Annotated in this window: 12 protein-coding genes; all 12 read left to right on the forward strand. The window is 44.8% G+C overall.

The features are described from left to right. Positions 1-5 precede the first annotated feature (5 nt). The 12 genes from FS608_RS31835 to FS608_RS22910 all read left to right on the forward strand — a co-directional run bounded on the left by FS608_RS31835 (position 6) and on the right by FS608_RS22910 (position 20,628). The gene (locus FS608_RS31835; protein WP_395947818.1) at positions 6-962 is read left to right on the forward strand and encodes a discoidin domain-containing protein; all 957 of its coding nucleotides are present in this window, start codon (positions 6-8) and stop codon (positions 960-962) included. Between the two features lie 202 nt (positions 963-1,164). Further along, positions 1,165-3,870 (forward strand): alpha-mannosidase, encoded by a 2,706-nt coding sequence (locus tag FS608_RS22860; protein WP_144554876.1) that lies wholly within the window; start codon positions 1,165-1,167, stop codon positions 3,868-3,870. 11 nt (positions 3,871-3,881) lie between these two features. Next, positions 3,882-5,213: a glycoside hydrolase family 125 protein gene (locus FS608_RS22865; protein ID WP_144554877.1), complete on the forward strand. Its 1,332-nt coding sequence runs from the start codon at positions 3,882-3,884 to the stop codon at positions 5,211-5,213. A gap of 24 nt (positions 5,214-5,237) precedes the next feature. Continuing rightward, on the forward strand, positions 5,238-5,849 hold the full coding sequence (locus FS608_RS22870) for a YesL family protein (protein WP_144554878.1): 612 nt from the start codon (positions 5,238-5,240) through the stop codon (positions 5,847-5,849). A 300-nt stretch (positions 5,850-6,149) separates the two neighbouring features. After that, positions 6,150-7,976, forward strand: coding sequence for a beta-N-acetylhexosaminidase (locus tag FS608_RS22875; protein WP_260871784.1), 1,827 nt, complete (start codon positions 6,150-6,152; stop codon positions 7,974-7,976). Positions 7,977-8,001: 25 nt separating this feature from the next. Next, the gene (locus FS608_RS22880; protein WP_144554880.1) at positions 8,002-11,112 is read left to right on the forward strand and encodes an alpha-mannosidase; all 3,111 of its coding nucleotides are present in this window, start codon (positions 8,002-8,004) and stop codon (positions 11,110-11,112) included. Between the two features lie 100 nt (positions 11,113-11,212). Further along, positions 11,213-11,710 (forward strand): PRD domain-containing protein, encoded by a 498-nt coding sequence (locus FS608_RS22885; RefSeq protein WP_144554881.1) that lies wholly within the window; start codon positions 11,213-11,215, stop codon positions 11,708-11,710. A 395-nt stretch (positions 11,711-12,105) separates the two neighbouring features. Then, the gene (locus FS608_RS22890) at positions 12,106-14,304 is read left to right on the forward strand and encodes a glycoside hydrolase family 84 protein (RefSeq protein WP_260871785.1); all 2,199 of its coding nucleotides are present in this window, start codon (positions 12,106-12,108) and stop codon (positions 14,302-14,304) included. Between the two features lie 67 nt (positions 14,305-14,371). Further along, entirely contained in the window at positions 14,372-16,945 is a 2,574-nt protein-coding gene (locus FS608_RS22895) for a glycoside hydrolase family 84 protein (RefSeq protein WP_144554883.1), read from the forward strand. Between the two features lie 237 nt (positions 16,946-17,182). Further along, complete coding sequence (locus FS608_RS22900; RefSeq protein WP_144554884.1) at positions 17,183-18,112, forward strand: ABC transporter permease; 930 nt, start codon at positions 17,183-17,185, stop codon at positions 18,110-18,112. A gap of 159 nt (positions 18,113-18,271) precedes the next feature. After that, the gene (locus FS608_RS22905) at positions 18,272-19,150 is read left to right on the forward strand and encodes a carbohydrate ABC transporter permease (protein ID WP_144554931.1); all 879 of its coding nucleotides are present in this window, start codon (positions 18,272-18,274) and stop codon (positions 19,148-19,150) included. A gap of 23 nt (positions 19,151-19,173) precedes the next feature. Next, positions 19,174-20,628, forward strand: a complete 1,455-nt coding sequence (locus FS608_RS22910) for an ABC transporter substrate-binding protein (protein WP_144554885.1) — start codon at positions 19,174-19,176, stop codon at positions 20,626-20,628. The last annotated feature ends 54 nt before the right edge of the window (positions 20,629-20,682 follow it).

A 20,682-nucleotide genomic window follows, 5' to 3' on the forward strand; every position in this document is an offset into this window, starting at 1 on the left:
GGGGCATGGGAACGGATGCAACCGAGATTGAGAAAAACCCTACTTCTCCGAATGTGGCGTTAAAGGCTAAGGTAACATCTGTCTCCGCGGAAAATGCGGCAGAACCTGCCTCTAAAGCACTGGATGGGACAGCCCTCGCAAACAGTAAATGGTGCGCTACCAATATGAAAACTGGTTATATGACGATTGATATTGGTGAAGAGAAAACGATCCGCCGCTGGCGTGTGGAGCATGCGGAATATGGCGGGGAAGCCAATAACATGAACACCGTCGATTTTGAGCTGCTTTATAAAAATCAAACCGGCGAATGGGTCAGCGCCAAACGGATTACCGATAATACGAAAGCTGTGACAGATATAGTGCTAGATCAGCCGGTTACGGCAAGGGAATTCAAGCTGCAGATTTATAACAGTGGTACTTCCCCTTGGGGAGCGATCCGTATCTATGATTGGCAAATGTTTGAAAGTGCTGCTTTGCCGAGAACAGAAAACGTGATGATGCATTTTGTAAAGGCGGAAAACAACGCTGGAGCCCAGGATAAGGTAACGATTGAAAGAGTGAAAAAAGGTCAAACCGTTCGATTATATAAGTCCTTGGATGCAGAGAATATTCTGGCAGAAAAGACGGCCGACCAAGACGGAACCATCGCCTTTGAACAGTTGGATTTCGGTACTGAGGCCGGAAGAATCTATTATACTGTCCAGCAGGAGGATGAAAGAGAAAGCCTAAGGTATAGTGCGGCTTACTTGAACGAAAAGGTAACCGAAGTCATTCATCTAATCAACGCTCTTCCTGATGTAGATCAATTGACGTTAGCTGATAAGCATCGTGTCAACGACTGCAAAGTGGCCTACAACAAGCTTCATCCAACCTTAAGAAGCCAGGTTACAAACTATGACCGTCTAGTTCAATTAATGGATCGGATGGAGGAATTAAAAAAGGACTTTAATAATGGAAATTAAATAAAAGAAGGGGGCAGCCCTCATTGCAGGAAAGCAATGAACGGCTGCCCCCATTTTTCATGAACTATTTTTAGATACACTGTAAAATCCATAGGACTTACTAGTAATCTATTGCTCGAAAATCCTGGCTTGTTAAAATGAAGTCAAAGCAAAATGATAGCGTTTTCGCAAAACTGAAATATAGGAAAGCGGGTAAGATTCAATGAATAAAACTGCACATATTATCTCCCATTCCCACTGGGACAGGGAATGGTACTTGCCTTTTGAAAAGCACCGTTACTACTTCATAAAGCTAATGAATGAGTTGATCGACCAGTTCAAAAAAGAAGGAAATAAGTTTCAAGCGTTCCATCTGGATGGCCAGACTGTTCTTTTGGAGGATTATTTTGCCGTTCATCCGGAAAACCGGGAGATTGTCAAACAATTAATTGATCAGAAAAAGCTGCATATCGGACCGTGGTATGTGCTGCAGGATGCTTTTTTAACAAGCTCTGAAGCCAATGTTCGGAACCTGCAAATCGGTTTACACGAGACACAAGCCTATGGGCACATCTCAAAAATTGGCTACTTTCCTGACACTTTTGGCATTTATGGGCAGGCGCCCCAGCTTTTAAAGCAAGCTGGAATTGATACGGCGGCCTTCGGAAGGGGCGTCAAACCGACCGGCTTTAATAACACCGTGTCGGATTCTCCTGATTATGAATCTCCCTATTCCGAGATGATTTGGAAATCACCGGACGGCTCGAACGTATTGGGCATTCTTTTTGCCAATTGGTACTCGAACGGAAATGAAATCCCGGTGGACGAAGCGGAAGCGAAGAAATTCTGGGATGTAAAACTCCGCGATGCCGAAAAGTATGCGTCCACCAATCAGTTATTGTTTATGAATGGATGTGACCACCAGCCGCTGCAAAAAACGATTCCGCAGGCGATTGAAACGGCAGCTAGTTTATATCCTGATTACACCTTTAAGCATTCTAGTTTTGATGAATATACAGAAGCGTTAAAAGAAGCACTTCCAGAAAAGCTGCAGGTCATTGAAGGCGAATTGCGCAATCAGCGGACTGATGGCTGGTCGACGCTTGTCAATACCGCATCCAGCCGGATTTATTTAAAGCAATGGAACAACCACTGTCAAACCCTTTTGGAAAAAATCGCCGAGCCGCTCGCGAGCATGGCCTTTTTAGCAGGCGGGACTTACCCAAGGGAATATCTCCGCTTCATGTGGAAATCCTTGATGAAAAATCACCCGCATGACAGCATTTGCGGCTGCAGCGTGGATGAGGTGCACCGCGAAATGGAGACCCGCTTTGAAACGGTTTCGCAAATGGGAGAGGTGTTTGTATCGGAGCAGGCGGCAGAGCTTGCTGGTAAAATTGATACCTCGGGCGCACCGAAGGCCGGAATTCCCCTTGTTGTCTTGAATACAACGGGCTGGGAAAAAGACGAAGTCGTCACGCAAACAGTTGATCTGGAAAAGGTGTATTTTTCGCAAATGCATTTTGAAGAAATTCCAATCTATTTACAGGATAAAGAATTGCCTGCCTACAAGCTGGTCGATCAATCCGGCAAGACCATCGAAAGTCAGCTGCAAAGCCCTGTGGTGGAGTTTGGCTATGATTTACCGGATGACAAGTTCCGCCAGCCGTTTTTTGCCAAACGAGCCAAGCTTTCCTTCTTTGCAGAAAATATCCCGGCATTCGGCTACAAGACCTTCTATCTTATTCCGGAGGAGCGGCCGGCCGGGGAATGTCCAGAACACGCGGCGGATGGCGGCATGGAAATGGAAAATGAATATGTTCACCTTCTGTTTCATGAGGATGGCACCTATGATTTGACGAATAAAGCAACCGGCAGGACCTTCCATCGTCTCGGTATTTACGAGAACACAGGGGATGTCGGCAATGAATATATGTTCAAGGAAGCAAAAGGACAGAATCCGATTACGACCAAGGGTGTGCCAGCCGGATTCCGTTTCCTTGAAAAATCACCGCTTCGAACAGAGCTTGAATTTACACATACCTTAACCATTCCGGTTTCAGCGGACGACCGATTGGCCATCGAACGGAACCGCTTGATTTGGCATAAGGAGAGAGAAGCCGGCAGATCGAACGAAATGACGACCATTACACTACGTACCGTTGTGATTCTTGAAAAAGGAATGAAGGGGCCGGCTTTCAAGCTGACCATTGACAATCAAGCAGCCGACCACCGCCTGCGTATCCTTTTCCCGACAGGATTGCAAACGGAAACACACCAGGCCGACAGTATTTTTGAGGTTGTGACCCGCCCGAATACACCGGAAAAGGAATGGGAAAATCCAAGCTTTTGTCATCACCAGCAGCGCTTCGCCAGCATTAACGGTGCCGAGATGGGCTTAACCGTGGCCACGGACGGCCTTCAGGAATATGAAATCCTGCCAGCGGACGGAACGATTGCCCTCACCGTACTTCGTTCGGTTGCCGAGCTTGGTGACTGGGGTTACTTCCCAACACCGGAAGCCCAGTGCATCGGGATTCAAACAGCCGAGTGGCAAGTGCTCATGCATGAAAAAGATGTGATTGCATCAGAAGCATTTGTGGATGCTTATCAATATAAAGTTCCCCTTCAGGTTATTCAGACAAGCGCCCATGAAGGGACATTGCCAGCTGACCATCAGTTTGTGAACTGGGAGTCCGAGGGCCTTGCGTGGTCATCGATGAAAGTGGCGGAAGAATGTGATGACGTGATGATTCGCTGGTTCAATCCAGCGCCAGAGAGTAAAATTCTCACGGCATCCATCCCCGCCCAGCCGGGTTTTACATCTTACAAGAGTACGATACTTGAAGAACAAACCAATGATTCTAACGAGCAGTATGAAGTCACTGGCTATGAAATTATTACACTAGGTTTTCAACATAAGCGATAGGAGAGGGAAAGATGACAGCAGTAATTCCAGAATCAATGCAAAAATTGATCCAACATGTGAAGGAATGTTTTCCTGGGGATCAAAAATTACACGATATGTTTGAGCAATGCTTTGTCAATACGTATACAACGACGCTGAAAAAGCTGGAAGACGGAAAAACCTTTGTCGTTACCGGCGACATTCCGGCGATGTGGTTAAGAGACTCTGCGGCACAAGTGCGCCCCTATTTGCTTGCTGCAGAGGAGGATGAGGAGCTGGCCGAATTACTCGAAGGGGTGATTCGCCAGCAATTCGCCTTTATCCTGCATGACCCTTATGCCAATGCGTTTAATGAAACAGAAAATGGCAGGGGCCATCAAACCGATCTTACCGACTTGACCCCCTATATTTGGGAACGGAAATATGAAATTGACTCGTTATGCTATCCAATCCAGCTTGCTTATCTGTTTTGGAAGTCAACCGGCCGTACGGCTTATATAAAAGAAACGCTCCAAGAAGTGATGGAGACGATCATTCATGTTTGGAGAACGGAGCAGGATCATGAAAACAAGTCTCCTTACCGGTTTGAACGGGCCGATGTGCGCCAGTCCGATACCTTGACCCGAGAAGGAAAAGGGGGGCGTGTGGTTCCGACGGGAATGACCTGGAGCGCCTTCCGCCCAAGTGATGATGCCTGCACATACGGATACCTGGTCCCGGCAAATATGTTTGCTGTTGTTGTGTTAGGGTATGCGGCTGAAATGTGTGATGAGGTGTTAAAGGATTCTTCCTTAAAAGAAGAATGCTTAAAGCTTCGTGAGGAAATCAGGCAGGGGATTGAACAAAATGCGAAATTGGACCACCCGATCTACGGAGATATGTATGTCTATGAAACCGATGGCGAAGGCCGCATAAATCTAATGGACGACGCCAATGTGCCAAGTTTGCTTGCTGCCCCGTATTTAGGGTACCAGCCATTTGATGATGCGACGTATCTCAATACACGCAAATTCCTTTTGAGCAGGGATAATCCTTATTATTACGAGGGTAAATATGCCAATGGCATCGGCAGCCCGCATACGCCAGATCACTATATTTGGCATATTGCCTTGGCCATCCAGGGGATGACATCGGTAAGCGAAGCGGAAAAACAGCAAATTTTGGCTTATTTTAAAAACACCGATGGCGGTACGAATTTTATGCACGAAGGCTTTAACGCCGACTGCCCGGAGGAATTTACAAGAGATTGGTTCGCGTGGGCCAACACGATGTTCAGTGAATTCGTGCTGAGTTTAACCGGTAAAGCTGTAAAAGGAAGTCCGCTTTATCATCATTTAATGAAAAATAACAGCAAGTTGGTTTAAGTTCATTGGAAAGAGTGGTGCCGTATGAACAAAGGTTCATGGATGATCGTTGTTTGTGAATGGATATGGAGGGCGATCTCAGCAAATATATGCTGGATTGCCTTTACCGCCTTGGGACTGGGGCTATTTGGCTTTTTCCCGGCAACTGTTGCCCTGTTTACGCTTGTCCGTAAATGGCTGAGAAAAGATACCGATGTACCAGTTTGGAAGACGTTTAAACAAGTTTATTTCAAAGAATGGAAGAGAAGCAATGGAATAGGCCTTGTTTTTTACAGCATCGGCCTTTTTCTTTTTATCGATATCAGGATTACAGAGACCTTTATGGCGGGTGTTTTTGCCAGCTTTCTTTCGATCATCCTTTACATCCTGTTGATCATCCTACTATTGGCAGTCGGCCATTTCTTTGCCATCTATGTCCATTATGAGCTTTCAAGTAGGGAATACATCAAACAGGCCTTTCTCATCACCTTAACGGGGCTGCCTTCCGCCATCTGGATTGGCGCCGGTTTTTCTGTAATTGGCTACCTGATCAATCAGGTTCCCGGCCTCATCCCGTTCATTTCTGCGGTGGCTCCTGCTTATTGGATGATGAAAGTTTGTCTTAACCGGTTTGCTCGTTTAGAAAGGGTCTGTTAAAGGTAAAATTGCAGCGATTTCCGATTCGCTGATTAAAGTGTGAAATTCGCTGATAAAGGCTCCGAATTCGCTGATAAAATCAAAAAATTCGCCGATTAAACATAAAAATTCGCCGATAAATCTATCAAACTAGTTTTTCTGGTGTAAAAATACATTTTTGTTTCGCGGTTTTGTAGTTAAAAACAACAAAGCTGACGAAAAAAGCATGAACCAGATTGGAATTCGGTGAAAAAAGGGGAAATACAAGTGGAACTGTACTTAAAGGGGGACATATCTGCTGTCGCAGATGGTCTCGAGCTTGTGTCAAAACGATTAAAAGTTCAACTTTCTACTGATGGCTATCCAATTCACGTGATAAATCAGCCAGGGCCGTTAAAGGTCGTGAATAAAAACGGCCTGGGGGAAATTTCATTCGAAAAGCCGGTTCATTTTTTCCGGGCCATCGGATTGTGGCTGGAGAATTTTCAAAAAAGCGGCGAATTCGATATCACCGAGAATCCACAGTTTAACATGAGTGGCGTGATGCTGGATGCGTCGAGAAATGCAGTTCCCACCGTTGCTGACGTAGAAAAGCTTCTGCAGCACATGGCCGTCATGGGATTAGACACCCTGATGCTTTATACGGAGGATACGTACGAGGTCAAGGAATATCCTTATTTTGGATATATGCGCGGAAGATATACATTTGAGGAGCTCAAAGCTTGTGATGAATATGCCGCGAAACTCGGAATTGACATGATCCCTTGCATTCAAACCTTGGGCCACTTACGGGAAGCCCTTAAATGGAATTATGCCTCAGGCTTCAAAGACACCGATGATATCCTGCTCGTAGATGAGCCCCAAACGTATGAGTTTTTAGAGAGCTGTCTAAAAGCGGCCTCTGAGCCATTTCGGACCAAACGGATTCATATCGGCATGGACGAGACGTTCCAGCTTGGCCTAGGAAAATATTTGGAGAAGCATGGCTATGAGAACCATATTGATCTCATGAACCGACATCTCCAAAAGGTGGTCTCCATTACCGATAAGCTGGGTCTGAAACCGATGATTTGGAGCGATATGTACTTCCCGCTGTTTGCCGAAAGCAGTCCTTATAAGGATGAAAGCGGCGGCATCCGGAAGGATATTCTTGAAGGGATTCCGGATGTCGAGCTTGTTTATTGGAACTATTACCGGAAAGAACAAGAAGTGTATGAACGAGATTTTCAAAACCATAAGCTGCTCGGCTCCACGCCGATTTTTGCCGGCGGAGCTTGGACATGGAATGGGCTGGCGCCGAACTATGGCAAGGCGATTGCGACAATAGAAGCGGCACTTGCTGCCTGTAAACAGGAAGGTATCGGCGAAATCTTTGTCACATTGTGGGGGGATAACGGAGCAGAAACGCCGTTTGCAACAGCTTACCCAATTTTGCAATTATTTGCCGAGCATACCTATCAAAAGGAAGTGTCCATTGAAAAGGTGTCAGAGCGCTTTGAGTTTTGTGCTGACGGGCATTTTGCCGATTTTATGAATTTGAAATTATTGGATGAAACACCGGGTGTCATGGAGGATAACATGAATACCTCGATGACGTCGAAAGTGCTGCTTTACCAAGATAGTTTAATAGGCTTATATGATGAGAATGTCCGCGGTCTTTCTTTAGGGGAGCACTATCAGCAGCTGGTACCCGTGCTTGAAAAAGCCAAACAGGAGAATCCAGCCTGGGAAGCCCTGTTTGATTTTTATGAACAGCTGGCAAGGGTGCTGGCTGACAAAGCGGAAATCGGCCTCAAGATCCTAACGGCATATCAGAACAACGATTTTGACCAAATGAAATCCATTCTACTTACTTTGGATCGAATCAAGAAGAATGTGGACCTTTTAAGGCAAAAGCACCGAAACGTCTGGTTTTCAGCGTATAAGCCATTTGGCTGGGAAGTGATCGATATTCGTTATGGCGGCGTCATGACCCGGATGGATTCCGTCAAGTACCGGATTCAGGAGTGGCTCGAGGGAAGGATTCCCCGGATCGAGGAATTGGAAGAAAAACGGCTGCACCATGATGGGCCATGGGAAATCGTGGATGGGCTAGTAGGCGGTAATGTCTATCATCGGATCGTCACTGCAGGCAACTTTTCATTATAAAAACTAGTTATAACGAGGTGAAAGCATGTTCTTAACAGAAAGAAAATTTGAAGAGCGCATCAAGGAATTAGAAGGTTACCGGAACCGGGATCTTAAGGGAATTCATCAATTTTTCGCCCAGGAGGATGATGGTGAGATTGGTGCCTATCCACCGGCCGCGTATGATGAACAAAAGGTGATGAATATCGGCGACTACTGGAAAGGCCGTGACCGCTATATTTGGCTTCATGCCGAGATCGATACTCATTTGCCATATGCCGATCAGCAGATTGTTGGTCTATTCTCGTTTGGAAAAACGGGCGGGGGCAATAATTCAGGCTTTGAGTCCTTATTATTTGTTAATGGCGAACCCTATCAGGGTGTTGATTCCAACCATGAAGAAGTCCTCTTCGATAACCAAACGGCCAAGGGGCCGATGCGTTTGGATTTCAGGCTCTGGTCAGGACTTGAGGGTGGAGGAGTTCCGACAGAAAATGAATTTAAGCTGCAAATGGCCGCGATCGGCTGGCTGGATCGCAGGGTAGATAATCTCTATTACACCCTATTAGCTGCTTATGAAGTGATAAAAGAAACAAGTGAGTCGGATTCCGCCTATACCATTTTGAAAAAGTTGATTTCGGATACCCTTCATTTGATTAATTGGACCGAGCCCGGCAGCCCTGAATTTTATCAGTCCTGTTATGCGGCGGAGGAAAGCCTTACAGAGGCGATTCAGTCCTTCACCAAATCATCAGACATCACCATCCATACTGTCGGCCATACCCATATTGATGTGGCTTGGCTTTGGCGGTTAAAAAATACACGGGAGAAGTCTGCTCGTTCTTTTTCAACGGTCTTGCATTTAATGAAGCAATTTCCAGAATATTTATTCTTGCAAACACAGCCGCAGCTCTATGACTATATCAAAACGGATTATCCCGAGATTTACGCTCAAATAAAGGATAGAGTGGCTGAAGGCAAATGGGAAGCCGGCGGCGCAATGTGGCTTGAGTCGGACTGTAATATTCCGAGCGGCGAATCGCTTGTCCGCCAAATCCTGCACGGGAAGAACTTTTTTAAAGAAGAGTTTGGCGTCGATTGCGAGTACCTATGGCTTCCGGATGTGTTCGGCTACAGCTGGGCGCTGCCGCAGATCTTAACAAAATCAGGCATTAAAACAATGATGACGACCAAAATCAGCTGGAATCAGTATAACCGGATGCCGCATGATACCTTTTACTGGAAAGGAATCGATGGTACCGAGATTTTAACGCACTTTATTACGACGCCGGAGCCATGGAATTCTCCGGACTCTTGGTTCTATACGTATAATGGCTTTATTACTGCGAAAACGGTGAATGGTGCTTGGAAAGGCTATCGTGATAAGGATTTATCGAAAGATTTGCTTCTTTCCTATGGATATGGTGATGGCGGCGGCGGCGTCAACCGGCATATGCTTGAAATGCGCCGCAGATTTGATGCGTTGCCAGGGATGCCGAATGTGAAAACGTCGACAGCCGGGGAATTTTTTAACAAGCTTCACGAGAATGTTGCCGAATCGGACGGCTATATCCATAAATGGGATGGCGAGCTGTACCTCGAGTACCACCGGGGCACTTATACCAGCCAGGCGTTTATGAAGCAGATGAATCGAAAATTGGAGCTCTTATACCGACGGGCTGAATTCCTTACTTCATGGCTTTCTGAAAATGGCCAATGGATGGGAACGGACGAGCTGAAGAATGGCTGGAAGATCATTTTGCGCAATCAATTCCATGATATTATTCCTGGTTCCTCTATCCATGAGGTGTATGAGGATGCCAAAGAAGAATACAAGGAAGCGCTTGAGCTAGTTCGAAACGTGGAATCCCGTATCATTGAGCACGGAATCAAAAAGGATGACCGCTCTGTCGTGCTCTTTAATGCCACTCACCACCAGGGGAAGAAAAATGTGGCGGTCCAGCAATTTGCTGATTTTGCCGGAGGCGTTTGGAAAAACAGCAAGGGAGAAATTTTAACCCATCAAAAACGGGATAACGGCTGGCTGATTGAGGTAGACACCCTTCCATCCTTTGGGGCGAAGACGTTATATTTTGAGCCGGCGGCAGCCGTTCAGGAAACGAATTCGAATTTCAGCTATCAGGACCGGAAATTGGAAACGCCTTATTACCTGGTTGAATGGAATGAATTTGGCCAAATGACGTCCCTCTTTGATAAGGAAGCAGGTCGTGGGGTTCTCGCTGAGAATCAAAAGGGAAATATCCTGCAAATTTTCGAAGATAAGCCGCTTGCCCATGATGCTTGGGATATCGATCTCTTTTATCAAGAAAAAATGGAAGAAATCCGTGATTTAATCAGATTTGAAGTCGTGGAAAATGGGGAATTGACATTTACAATTCTTGCTAAGTGGACGTATCATCATTCTGAAATCTCCCAGCGGATTGTCTTTTATCAAAATGACCGCCGCATTGATTTTGAAACAAAGGTGGAATGGCATGAAAAGAGAAAACTGCTGAAGGCTGCTTTCCCAGTGGATATCCGCGCCACCGAGGCCACGTATGATATTCAATATGGAAATGTGAAGCGCCCGACTCATTGGAATACAAGCTGGGATATGGCTAAATTTGAAACGGTCGGCCATCAGTGGGCCGATCTGTCAGAGCCGGACTATGGGGTAAGCCTACTGAACGATTCCAAGTATGGCTACGATATTAAAGAAAATATCATGCGGATCACCTTATTAAAATCAGCGATTCATCCTGATCCACAAGCAGATCAGGGAAGCCATTCCTTCGTTTATTCGCTTTACCCGCATATCGGGGAATGGCGCAAAGCGAAAACGGTGGAGACAGCGTGGGATTTGAACGATCCTGTTGTAGCTTCTGAAGGGAAATGGGCAAAGGAAGAGTCTTTCCTCGAAATGGATTCGGACCATGTTTGGATTGATTCTATTAAGCCGGCCTATGATGGCAATGGCATCATTATCCGCTTGCACGAATATGAAGGACGAAGAGGTAAGGTTTCTCTGGATGTTGCCAGAGGCATCACCTCATGGGTGGAGACCAATTTGATGGAAGAACCAATCGGAGAAGAATCGGCATCACTGATTGAGGTTGAAATCAAACCGTATGAGATTAAGACTTTTCGAGTTTTATAGGTTTGGAAATCTAAAGAGCAAGTGACGGTCACACAATGTTTTAACTGTTCCTGCTATGTAACGAGCTCTTATGGTCAATGACTGTTAAAGGAGGTGGCTAATGAGGTTAAAGAAAGTTCTGAATAACAATGCTGTATTGGTAACCGATGGCGATGAAGAGAAGGTCGCGTTTGGGACTGGAATTGCGTATGGAAAGAGGAGAAATGATCTGATTCATTTTCAGGAGGTTGAAAAGCTGTTTGTCATGAAGGAAAATGAAAAGTTGCAACAACTCTTGAGTCGTATTCCAGAAGAACACTTTATTCTTTCAGAAGAGATTATCTCCTATGCAGAACAATACCTTGGCAGCAAGCTGAGTGAGCACATTCATCTCGCCTTAACGGATCATGTGTCATATACAATCGATCGCATAAAGCAGGGCATTCATTTAAAAAACGAATTATTAAATGAAATAAAAATCTTATATAGCAAAGAATATGAAATTGGTCTTTGGGCAATAAACCGAATGAAGGAAAAGTGTAATATTGATGTGACAGTGGATGAAGCAGCTTTTATAGCTCTTCATATCTATACAATGAGGCTTCAAGGAGCCGAGTGATATTAATTCTACTTTTCCTTATTTTTGAAAAATAGGATTTTTGACCCTATGAACCTTATACACTATTGTCTATAATGCCCCATATAGGAACGATTAACGATTTCGCATGTTACTGACACGATCAGGCAGGGCGACGCTTTGTAAGGAGGACTTCCTCCTTGCTTGGTGTTGTCCTGCTTTTTTTGTCGAAGCGATGGAAGCGGTTACTTGTAAACTGGAACATCTTGAAATACGAGATTCGTCCCTAAGAATTCAAAATGATAGAAGAAGAGGTGGCAAAGGTGGCAAAAAGTAAAGCATTAAAGGCGGTTGTTTCAGCCTGTTTGGTATCAGGGTTATTGGTTCCGCTGAATATTCCAGCAGCAGGACAAGCAAAGGCAAGTGAAACCTACGAAATGACTGTATCCCCCATCCCGAAATCGTTAGAACAAACAGACAAAGGTTTCCCGCTGAATCCAAAAGTAGGATTGGTTACGGAAAAAGGAACCGACCCTGCGGCGATTGCTGAATTGAAGCAAGCCCTGAAGGAGGCAGGTGTTACCACCATTGTGGAGAGTGATATCAAAACCCCTAATCTCCAGGCCCCCGTCATCATTTGGCTGGGGGAATTCTCCGACCCGGACGAGCTAAAAACCATTCAGCAGCACACTGACCTGGAGGATTTGGTAATGACAAAAAAAGAGGGGTATATTGTCTCCTCCAAGCACGGCACCAAGGATAAAAAACATATTGTTATTTCCGGACATGATGAGGCAGGGACGTATTACGGGACCCAAACCTTCGAACAAATCATTGTCGAACGGAAAGGAACTGATTGGATTCCTGAGGTGGAAATTAAGGACTGGCCAACGATGCCGATCAGGGGCTCAATTGAAGGCTTTTATGGTGCGCCATGGTCACATGAGGATCGCTTGCGTCAGATCGGATTTTACGGTGAGCATAAAATGAACAGCTATATTTATGCTCCGAAGGATGACCCTTACCACCGGGAAAAATGGAAGGAGCCGTATCCTGCGGATAAGATAGCGGAGCTTACCGAACTAGTTCAGGCCGCACAAGAAAACCATGTCGCCTTTACATTCGCCATTTCGCCGGGGAATACAATCACTTATTCCAGTGAGTCGGACCTGAAGGCATTGATTCAAAAGGCCCAAGCCATGTGGGATATCGGCGTGAGATCGTTTGCCTTATACCTTGATGATATTGACCCGAACCTCCATTCCCCTGAAGACAGGGCGATGTTTGGCGGAGATCCGAACCCGCCGGCAGCGGCACAGGCGTATCTATTAAATCGATTTAACGAAGAATTTATTAAAAAACACAACGGTGCGGAGCGCTTAATCACGGTGCCGACAGACTATTATCAGGCGGGAACCACTCCTTACCGGAAACGTTTTGCAGAGCTAGTTCAGTCTGACATTATTGTTCAATGGACAGGAATTGGTGTCGTTGCTCCTACGATTACGTCACAGGATGCCGATAAAATTCATGGGATTTTTAAACACGATTTGCTGATTTGGGATAACTATCCGGTGAATGATTTTGATCGCAACCGCTTGTTCCTAGCGCCGCTGACGGGCCGGGATTCGGATTTAACGCCTGAACATGGTGTGATTGGCTTAACAGCCAATCCAATGAATGAGGCAGAAGCTTCAAAAATTTCACTGTTTACCGTTGCCGATTATACGTGGAACCCTGAAGCCTATGACCCGGCTGATTCGCTGAAGCGGAGTCTGAAGGAATTTGCCGGAGCAGCCTATGAACCTTTAAATCTCTTTGTGGAAGCCTCGTATGCTACGAGTCTTAATAACAACCGGGAGCCAATTTCGGAAAGAGTAAAGCCGCTAATCGAGCAATTTTGGCTGGCAGAGGAAGCAAAGGACAGTCAGGCAGTTTCCGAGGCTGGCAAGGCCTTGTTACAGGAATTCAGCAAGATGGAGCAGGCCGCTAAGCAGCTGCGGGAGCAGGTGGATAATCCGAACTTCTTGAAGGAGGTCACCGGGTATTTAAATAAACTGGAGCTATATGGACAAGCAGGTGAGTCGGCCGTTAACATGGTGCTGGCAGGACAGAGTGGGGATACGGCTACGGCTGCTGCGGAGCGCATGGTGCTCCAGCAATCGATGACAGCGATAAACGAAATCCCGCAGAAGCTGAGTATTGGCGTGGTTCCGACCTTCCTGGAGCGGGCGCTTAACGGGAAAAATATAGCAGAAGGGAAAAAAGCTGACGCTTCTTCGAGTGAAGTCAACTGGCTGACGCCAAACCTGGCCGTAGACGGGAACAACAATACTAGATGGGCTTCCTTGTACACTGATAATCAATGGCTCAGCGTCGACCTTGGGCAAGTGTATTCCATTGATAAAGTGAAATTATACTGGGAATCTGCCTATGGAAAACAATATAAAATTCAAGTGTCAAACGACGGAAGTCAGTGGACAGATGTTTACACAGAGCTAAACAGCAGCGGGGGAACCGATGAAATTCAGTTCCCTGCCGTCGAAGCTCGATACGTTAAAATGCAAGGCATCAAACGTTCAAGCAGCTGGGGCTACTCTCTGTACGAATTCAGTGTCTTTGCATCACAAAACTAAGAAATGGTAACGGGGGGACGGTTCAAGAACCGTCCTTACTGGAAGCGATTTGAGGAGGATAAACAGAATGTCTTTTTTTAAACATGGAAAACAGGTGTTAGCGGTCTGCGTTACGTTCGGGCTGTGTACTCTGTCAGCGTTTCCAAGTGGAACTGGACAGGCTTCGGCGGCAGGCAGAGGAGACCTTGCCCTGAATCCAACACCGCAGGAGCTAAAACTATCAGATAAAGGGTTTCCACTGACGCCAAATGTCGGAATTGTGGTAGACAAGAAAACGGATGAACAAGCGATCAACGAAGTTGTTGAGGCATTAGAAGCTGCGGACGTAAAACAGATTGTCCGTATTCATGCCGGGGAAAAGGTAACAACCCCCGTTACCATCTGGGTCGGCGGGCCTTCGGAAAATAAGGATTCAGCCGCTGTCTTAGATCAGATGGGAGTAGTAGGACCTGAATCTTTAAAGGATGAGGGATATGTCCTGGTATCCAAGCAAAAAGGAAAGAATCAGATTGTTCTTGCCGGGAAGGACAAGGCGGGAACGTATTATGCGGCAAAAACGTTCAAGCACTTGATTCAAGAGCGGGAAGGAAGAGATTGGATTCCGGAGGCAGAAATTCATGACTGGCCGGAAATGCCGATTCGTGGTTCCATCGAAGGGTTCTATGGCCCGCCGTGGACACACGAGGACAGAATCTCCCAGCTGGAATTCTACGGAGAAAATAAACTGAATACGTATATTTACGCTCCGAAGGATGATCCTTATCATCGCGAGAACTGGCGTGATCCTTACCCAGAGGCAGAATTAGCAGAAATTACCGAGCTGATTGAAAAGGCCAAAGAGAATCATGTGAAATTCACCTTCTCGCTGTCCCCTGGTCAATCCATCTGCTATTCCGGGGATCAAGATTTCGCCTTGCTAGAAAAGAAAATGGACACGATGTGGGACTTGGGTGTCCGCTCCTATGCGATTTTTCTAGATGATATTGATATGAACTTAAGCTGCCAGCAAGATCGGGAAAAATTTGCAGGAGATACAAATCCGGTTGCTGCTGCACATGCTTATCTGTTAAATCGGTTTACAGAAGAATTTATCAATACCCATGAGGGGGCCGAGCGGTTGATAACCGTTCCGACGGATTATTCCGGGAACGGGCCATCTCCTTACCGTGATCGATTTGCGGAATTACTTGACAAGGACACGGTTGTTATGTGGACAGGTCAAAAGGTTGTGTCAGAGCAGGTCGCTGCCGAAGAAGCGGATGAGGTTCACGGAGTATTTCAACACGATATGTTATTATGGGACAATTACCCAGTAAACGACTATGACCGGAATAGCTTGTTCCTCGGTCCCATTGTAGGACGTGATGCTGATTTATCCAAGCATGGAGTTGCCGGGTTAACAGCAAATCCAATGAACGAAGCCGAAGCTTCCAAAATTCCTTTGTACACGATTGCGGATTATACTTGGAACCCGGCGGCCTATGACCCAATCGATTCATGGAAGCGCAGTATTCAATCCTTTGGTGGAGAGGCCGCAGAAACGCTAAAAACCGTAGCGGAGAATATGTATTCCTCACCGATTAATACCACAGAGTCCCTTACCTTAACGCCATTGATCGATGCGTTCTGGAAGGCCTATGTGGCAGGTGATGCCGATCAAGCAGCAGAACAGTTAATCGCTGAATTTAAAAAGATTCAACATGCTCCAGCTAAACTTCAGCAGGAAATGGACAATAAAAAGTTCCTTCAGGAAATAGAACCTTATTTAGAAAAAGTAAATATCTATGGTAAGGCGGGGGAAACGGCTGTTCAATATGTGATGGCTCAGAAAAATGGCCATACCGACCAGGCTGCTGCCTATAGGAAACAGCTGATTACCTTGTTCAATCAATCCGAGCAGATCCCTCAAAAGGTGGGGCAGGGTGTCATCAAACCATTCTTAGTAAAAAGTGCTTTAGTGGTACCGCCATTAGAACTTACACTGCAGCCGGTCATTGATCAGTTCTGGAAAGCGTATGATGGCGAGGGTGGCAGCCAAGAAGCCGAGCAGTTAATTACTGAATTTAAAGAGCTGCACCAAATTCCAGAAACTATTCGCAAAGACATTGATAATGAAGCCTTTTTAACTGCCATTGATCCTTACCTTCAGAATCTTACCGTCTATGGTGAAGCTGGAGAAGTTGCTGTTCACTATTTAATGGCTGACAAAAACGGACAGACCGATGAAGCTAATTCGTATAAAGATACCTTAAAAACCTTAATGATGCAGGCGTATCAGCAGCCGCAGGAAATGGGAAAAGAGGTTATTAAGCCGTTCTTAATCGATAGCATGTGGAGAGACCTTGATGTGGTCGATTATCGAATGTTAGATGGGGTAAATAAATCCCGTGGAGCTGGCCAGCTGATTCAGTATACGCCTGTCTATGGAGAGACGACTCGAACAAACCCATGGGGATATGAAATCACTGTAGAAGATGGGAAAGTGGTTAAAAGAGGGGGGAATAATTCTGCCATCCCGAAAAACGGATATGTCCTAAGCATTCACGCAAATGACTGGCTGCGAGACAATACCACGATCGGAACATCCATTCAAATCGAAAACGGCGTCGTTTTGGTTATATCCCCAGAAGAGACAAACTAGCAGCAGAAGCTGTTTAGTGGCAAGGTTTCTCTGGAGATGAAGACTTTTCGAGTTTTATAGGACAAAAATGAACCGACTGGGGCTGCCCCAGTCGGTTATTGAATTTTTTTGCCTAAATGTTGTATGATTCTAAGATTTTTGCACTTAATCCCAAATTAGTCAACTATGATTAGGTCTCTTTTCCCTATAAAATAAAGCTATGGAAGTGCTTACATAACATTCGGAGGGAGGAGAAACATGAAAAGGATATTAAGCGATCTCTATAAAAATCGAGTTTGGCTGCTTATGGTGTTACCAGGAACAATTTGGCTGCTCCTATTTTCATATTTGCCGATGTTTGGACAGGTATTGGCCTTTAAAAAGTTCCGAATTGATCCCGATGGATTTTTTGCCAGCGTCATGAATAGTGAATGGGTTGGCTTTGACAACTTCAAATATTTATTCAGTACAAATGATGCCTGGATCATTACCAGAAATACCATCCTCTACAATCTTGTCTTTATCGTATTAGGGCTGGTAACGGCGGTTGCAACAGCTGTCTTGCTCAGTGAGTTAATCAATAAGAGGCTGTCGAAGGTTTACCAAACTTCTATCTTGTTCCCGCATTTTATTTCATGGGTTATCGGCAGTTATTTTGTCTTCACCTTCTTAAGTACGGAACACGGTTTGTTAAATCATATTCTTGGCTGGTTCCATGTCGACCCTATATCGTGGTATAGCGAATCGAAATATTGGCCATTTATTCTCGTATTCATGAGCATGTGGAAGGGCGTTGGTTACGGCAGTATCGTTTACTTAGCCTCCATCGTCGGGATTGACCGGACGTATTATGAGGCAGCGATGATTGATGGCGCTTCAAAATGGAAGCAGATTAAACATGTTACCCTGCCAATGCTTAAGCCATTAATGATTATCCTTACCATCATGAATATTGGGCGGATCTTCAACTCGGATTTCGGATTGTTTTATCAAGTGCCAAGAGATTCGGGAGCTCTATATGGGGTGACAAATGTAATTGATACCTTCGTATACCGAGGTCTAATGAATCTGGGGGATATCGGCATGAGTACGGCTGCAGGTCTATACCAGTCGGCTGTTGGATTTATCCTCGTGATCATTACCAACTACATTGTCCGTAAAGTGGATGAGGAAAGTGCCTTGTTTTAATGTTCATTTCTTTAAGAAGGGAGGAAAAGTCGCCCGGCGGCTAATGATATGCCAAAACTTGAACAAACCCAATCAACGCTTCTTATTTCAAAAACAGTAGAAGAAATAAAAGAGGGGAAGCCTAAGGTCACCAGGAAGAAGTATCGGAACCCTCAACATATGCATCCAGCCGCAAATGCTATTATTAGTGTGCTGCTTGGGATTCTCGCGCTTACGTGTATCTTTCCTTTTATCTATGTCATTATCATTTCGTTTACAAGCGAGGAAAGTATTGTCAGGAACGGTTTTCAATTGATCCCGAAGGAATGGAGCTTGGATGCTTATCATTATCTTTGGGGTATGAAGGAGTCCTTTTTCCGCTCCTATGGTGTCACGATTTTTATTACAATTATCGGTACCTTGATCAGTGTGTTCATGATTACCTTTTATGCCTACGCGATTTCAAGACCGCAATTTAAGTATCGAAGATTTTTCACGTTCCTAGCATTCTTTACGATGCTTTTCAGCGGCGGACTGGTGCCGACTTACATCGTTGTCACCCAATTTCTGCATTTGAAAAATTCCGTTTGGGCACTAATCCTGCCCCTTGCGATGAATGCGTTTTACATTATCATCATGAGAACCTTCTTCTTAAAGTCCGTTTCTGAATCGATTTTGGAATCGGCAAGAATCGATGGGGCAAGTGAATGGAGAATCTTCTTCCAAATCATCTTCCCGCTTTCCTTACCGGGAATTGCCACGATCGCCTTGTTTAGTACACTGGGTTATTGGAATGACTGGTTTACAGCCTTGCTTTATATTGATAACCCCAATCTGGTGCCGCTTCAAGCTTTACTCATGAAAATTGAGGCAAATCTTGAATTTATGAGAAAAAATATGGATGTCGCTATCATGCAGCAAAGCTTATTTGATACGATTCCGCAAGAATCAGCCAAAATGGCCATGGTTGTTATTGCCACCTTACCGATCGCAGTCTCGTACCCGTTCTTCCAAAAGTACTTTATTAGCGGACTGACGATTGGCGGCGTTAAAGAATAATCAACAGAAAGAGGAGAAGAGGAATGAAGAAAAAGAAGTTAGGTATGATTCTCGCATCCGTTTTGGCAGCTGGAACCCTTCTATCTGCCTGCACAAGCAAAGACAGTGCCACATCAGAAAAGGGCGGTAAAAATGGCGAACCTTATGAAATTAAATGGTACACCATTGGAACACCGCAAAAAGATACTGAAAAAGTCTTTGCAGAAGTCAACAAGTATACAAAGAAAAAAATTAATGCCACAGTGAAAATGACGCAAATTGACTGGGGAGACTGGGATCAAAAATCACAAGTGATGATCAATTCCGGGGAACCCTTTGATATTATCTTTACGAATGGTACCTCTTACGTTCAAAATGCGCAAAAAGGTGCATTTAAGGACATTGACGATATGTTAGGAAAAGAGGGAAAAGAACTTAAAGAGACTCTTAATCCTGCCCTGTTAGAAGGAATTAAAGTCAATGGAAAAATTTATGGCGTCCCTACTAATAAAGAAGCAGCTAGACAATCGGTTTATACCTTTAATAAACGCCTTGTAGACAAATACCACTTTGATCTTTCAAAAGTAAAAACCTTGGAAGATCTTGAACCAATGCTAAAAACGATTAAAGAGAATGAATCTAGCGTCACTCCAATGGCTACATTCAAAGCCTATCTGCCATACGATTATATCTTTAATAATGAAATGCCATTTGCCTTTGCGATGGAAGGCGATCGAGACCATGTGATTAACCAATTTGAATCTGATTTAACCATGAAAACCTATAAAACTATGCATGAATATTATAAGGCTGGATTTCTTAAAGAAGATGCAGCGACAAGTAAAGACAGCTGGCCAATGGATGTAGAAAACTGGTTTGTCCGCATGGGTGATTCTCAGCCATATGCTGATTTATTGTGGTCTCGCTCGGCTAAGTATGATGTTGTTTCCGTTCCGGCTGAAGATCCGATTACCATTAATGATTCTGTATCCGGTTCCATTCAGGCTATCTCAGCCACTTCCAAGAATCCTGAGAAAGCAATGGAATTCCTGACACTGCTTAATACTGACCCATATCTTCGTAACCTTGTTGACAAAGGTATTGAAGGTGTTCATTACGAAAAAAATGACGACGGAACGATTAAAGACCTTCCAGCACGTATCGATCGTTATAATGTTCCATCTTATTCACTTGGAAACTTCTTTGTTTTGGATTTGTATGAAAATGATCCTAAAGATAAATGGGAAAAATTCGAAGAGTTTAACAAATCTGCCAAACCAGCGCCAACCCTTGGTTTCCATTTTAACAGCGACCCAGTAAGATCTGAGCTTGCATCGATTACGAATATTTCAAAAGAATTCTATCCGGCATTGGCAACAGGTTCTGTTGACCCAGAAGAGTACTTGCCAAAATATAATAAGAAGTTAAAAGAAGCTGGAATTGACAAAGTCTTAAAAGAAATTCAAAAGCAATTTGACGAATGGAAGAGCAAGCAATAATAATAACAAAAAAGTCAAGCTGGGTGGAAAATCTCAGCTTGCTTTCATTTGAAA

The organism is Bacillus sp. X1(2014) (assembly GCF_007678255.1).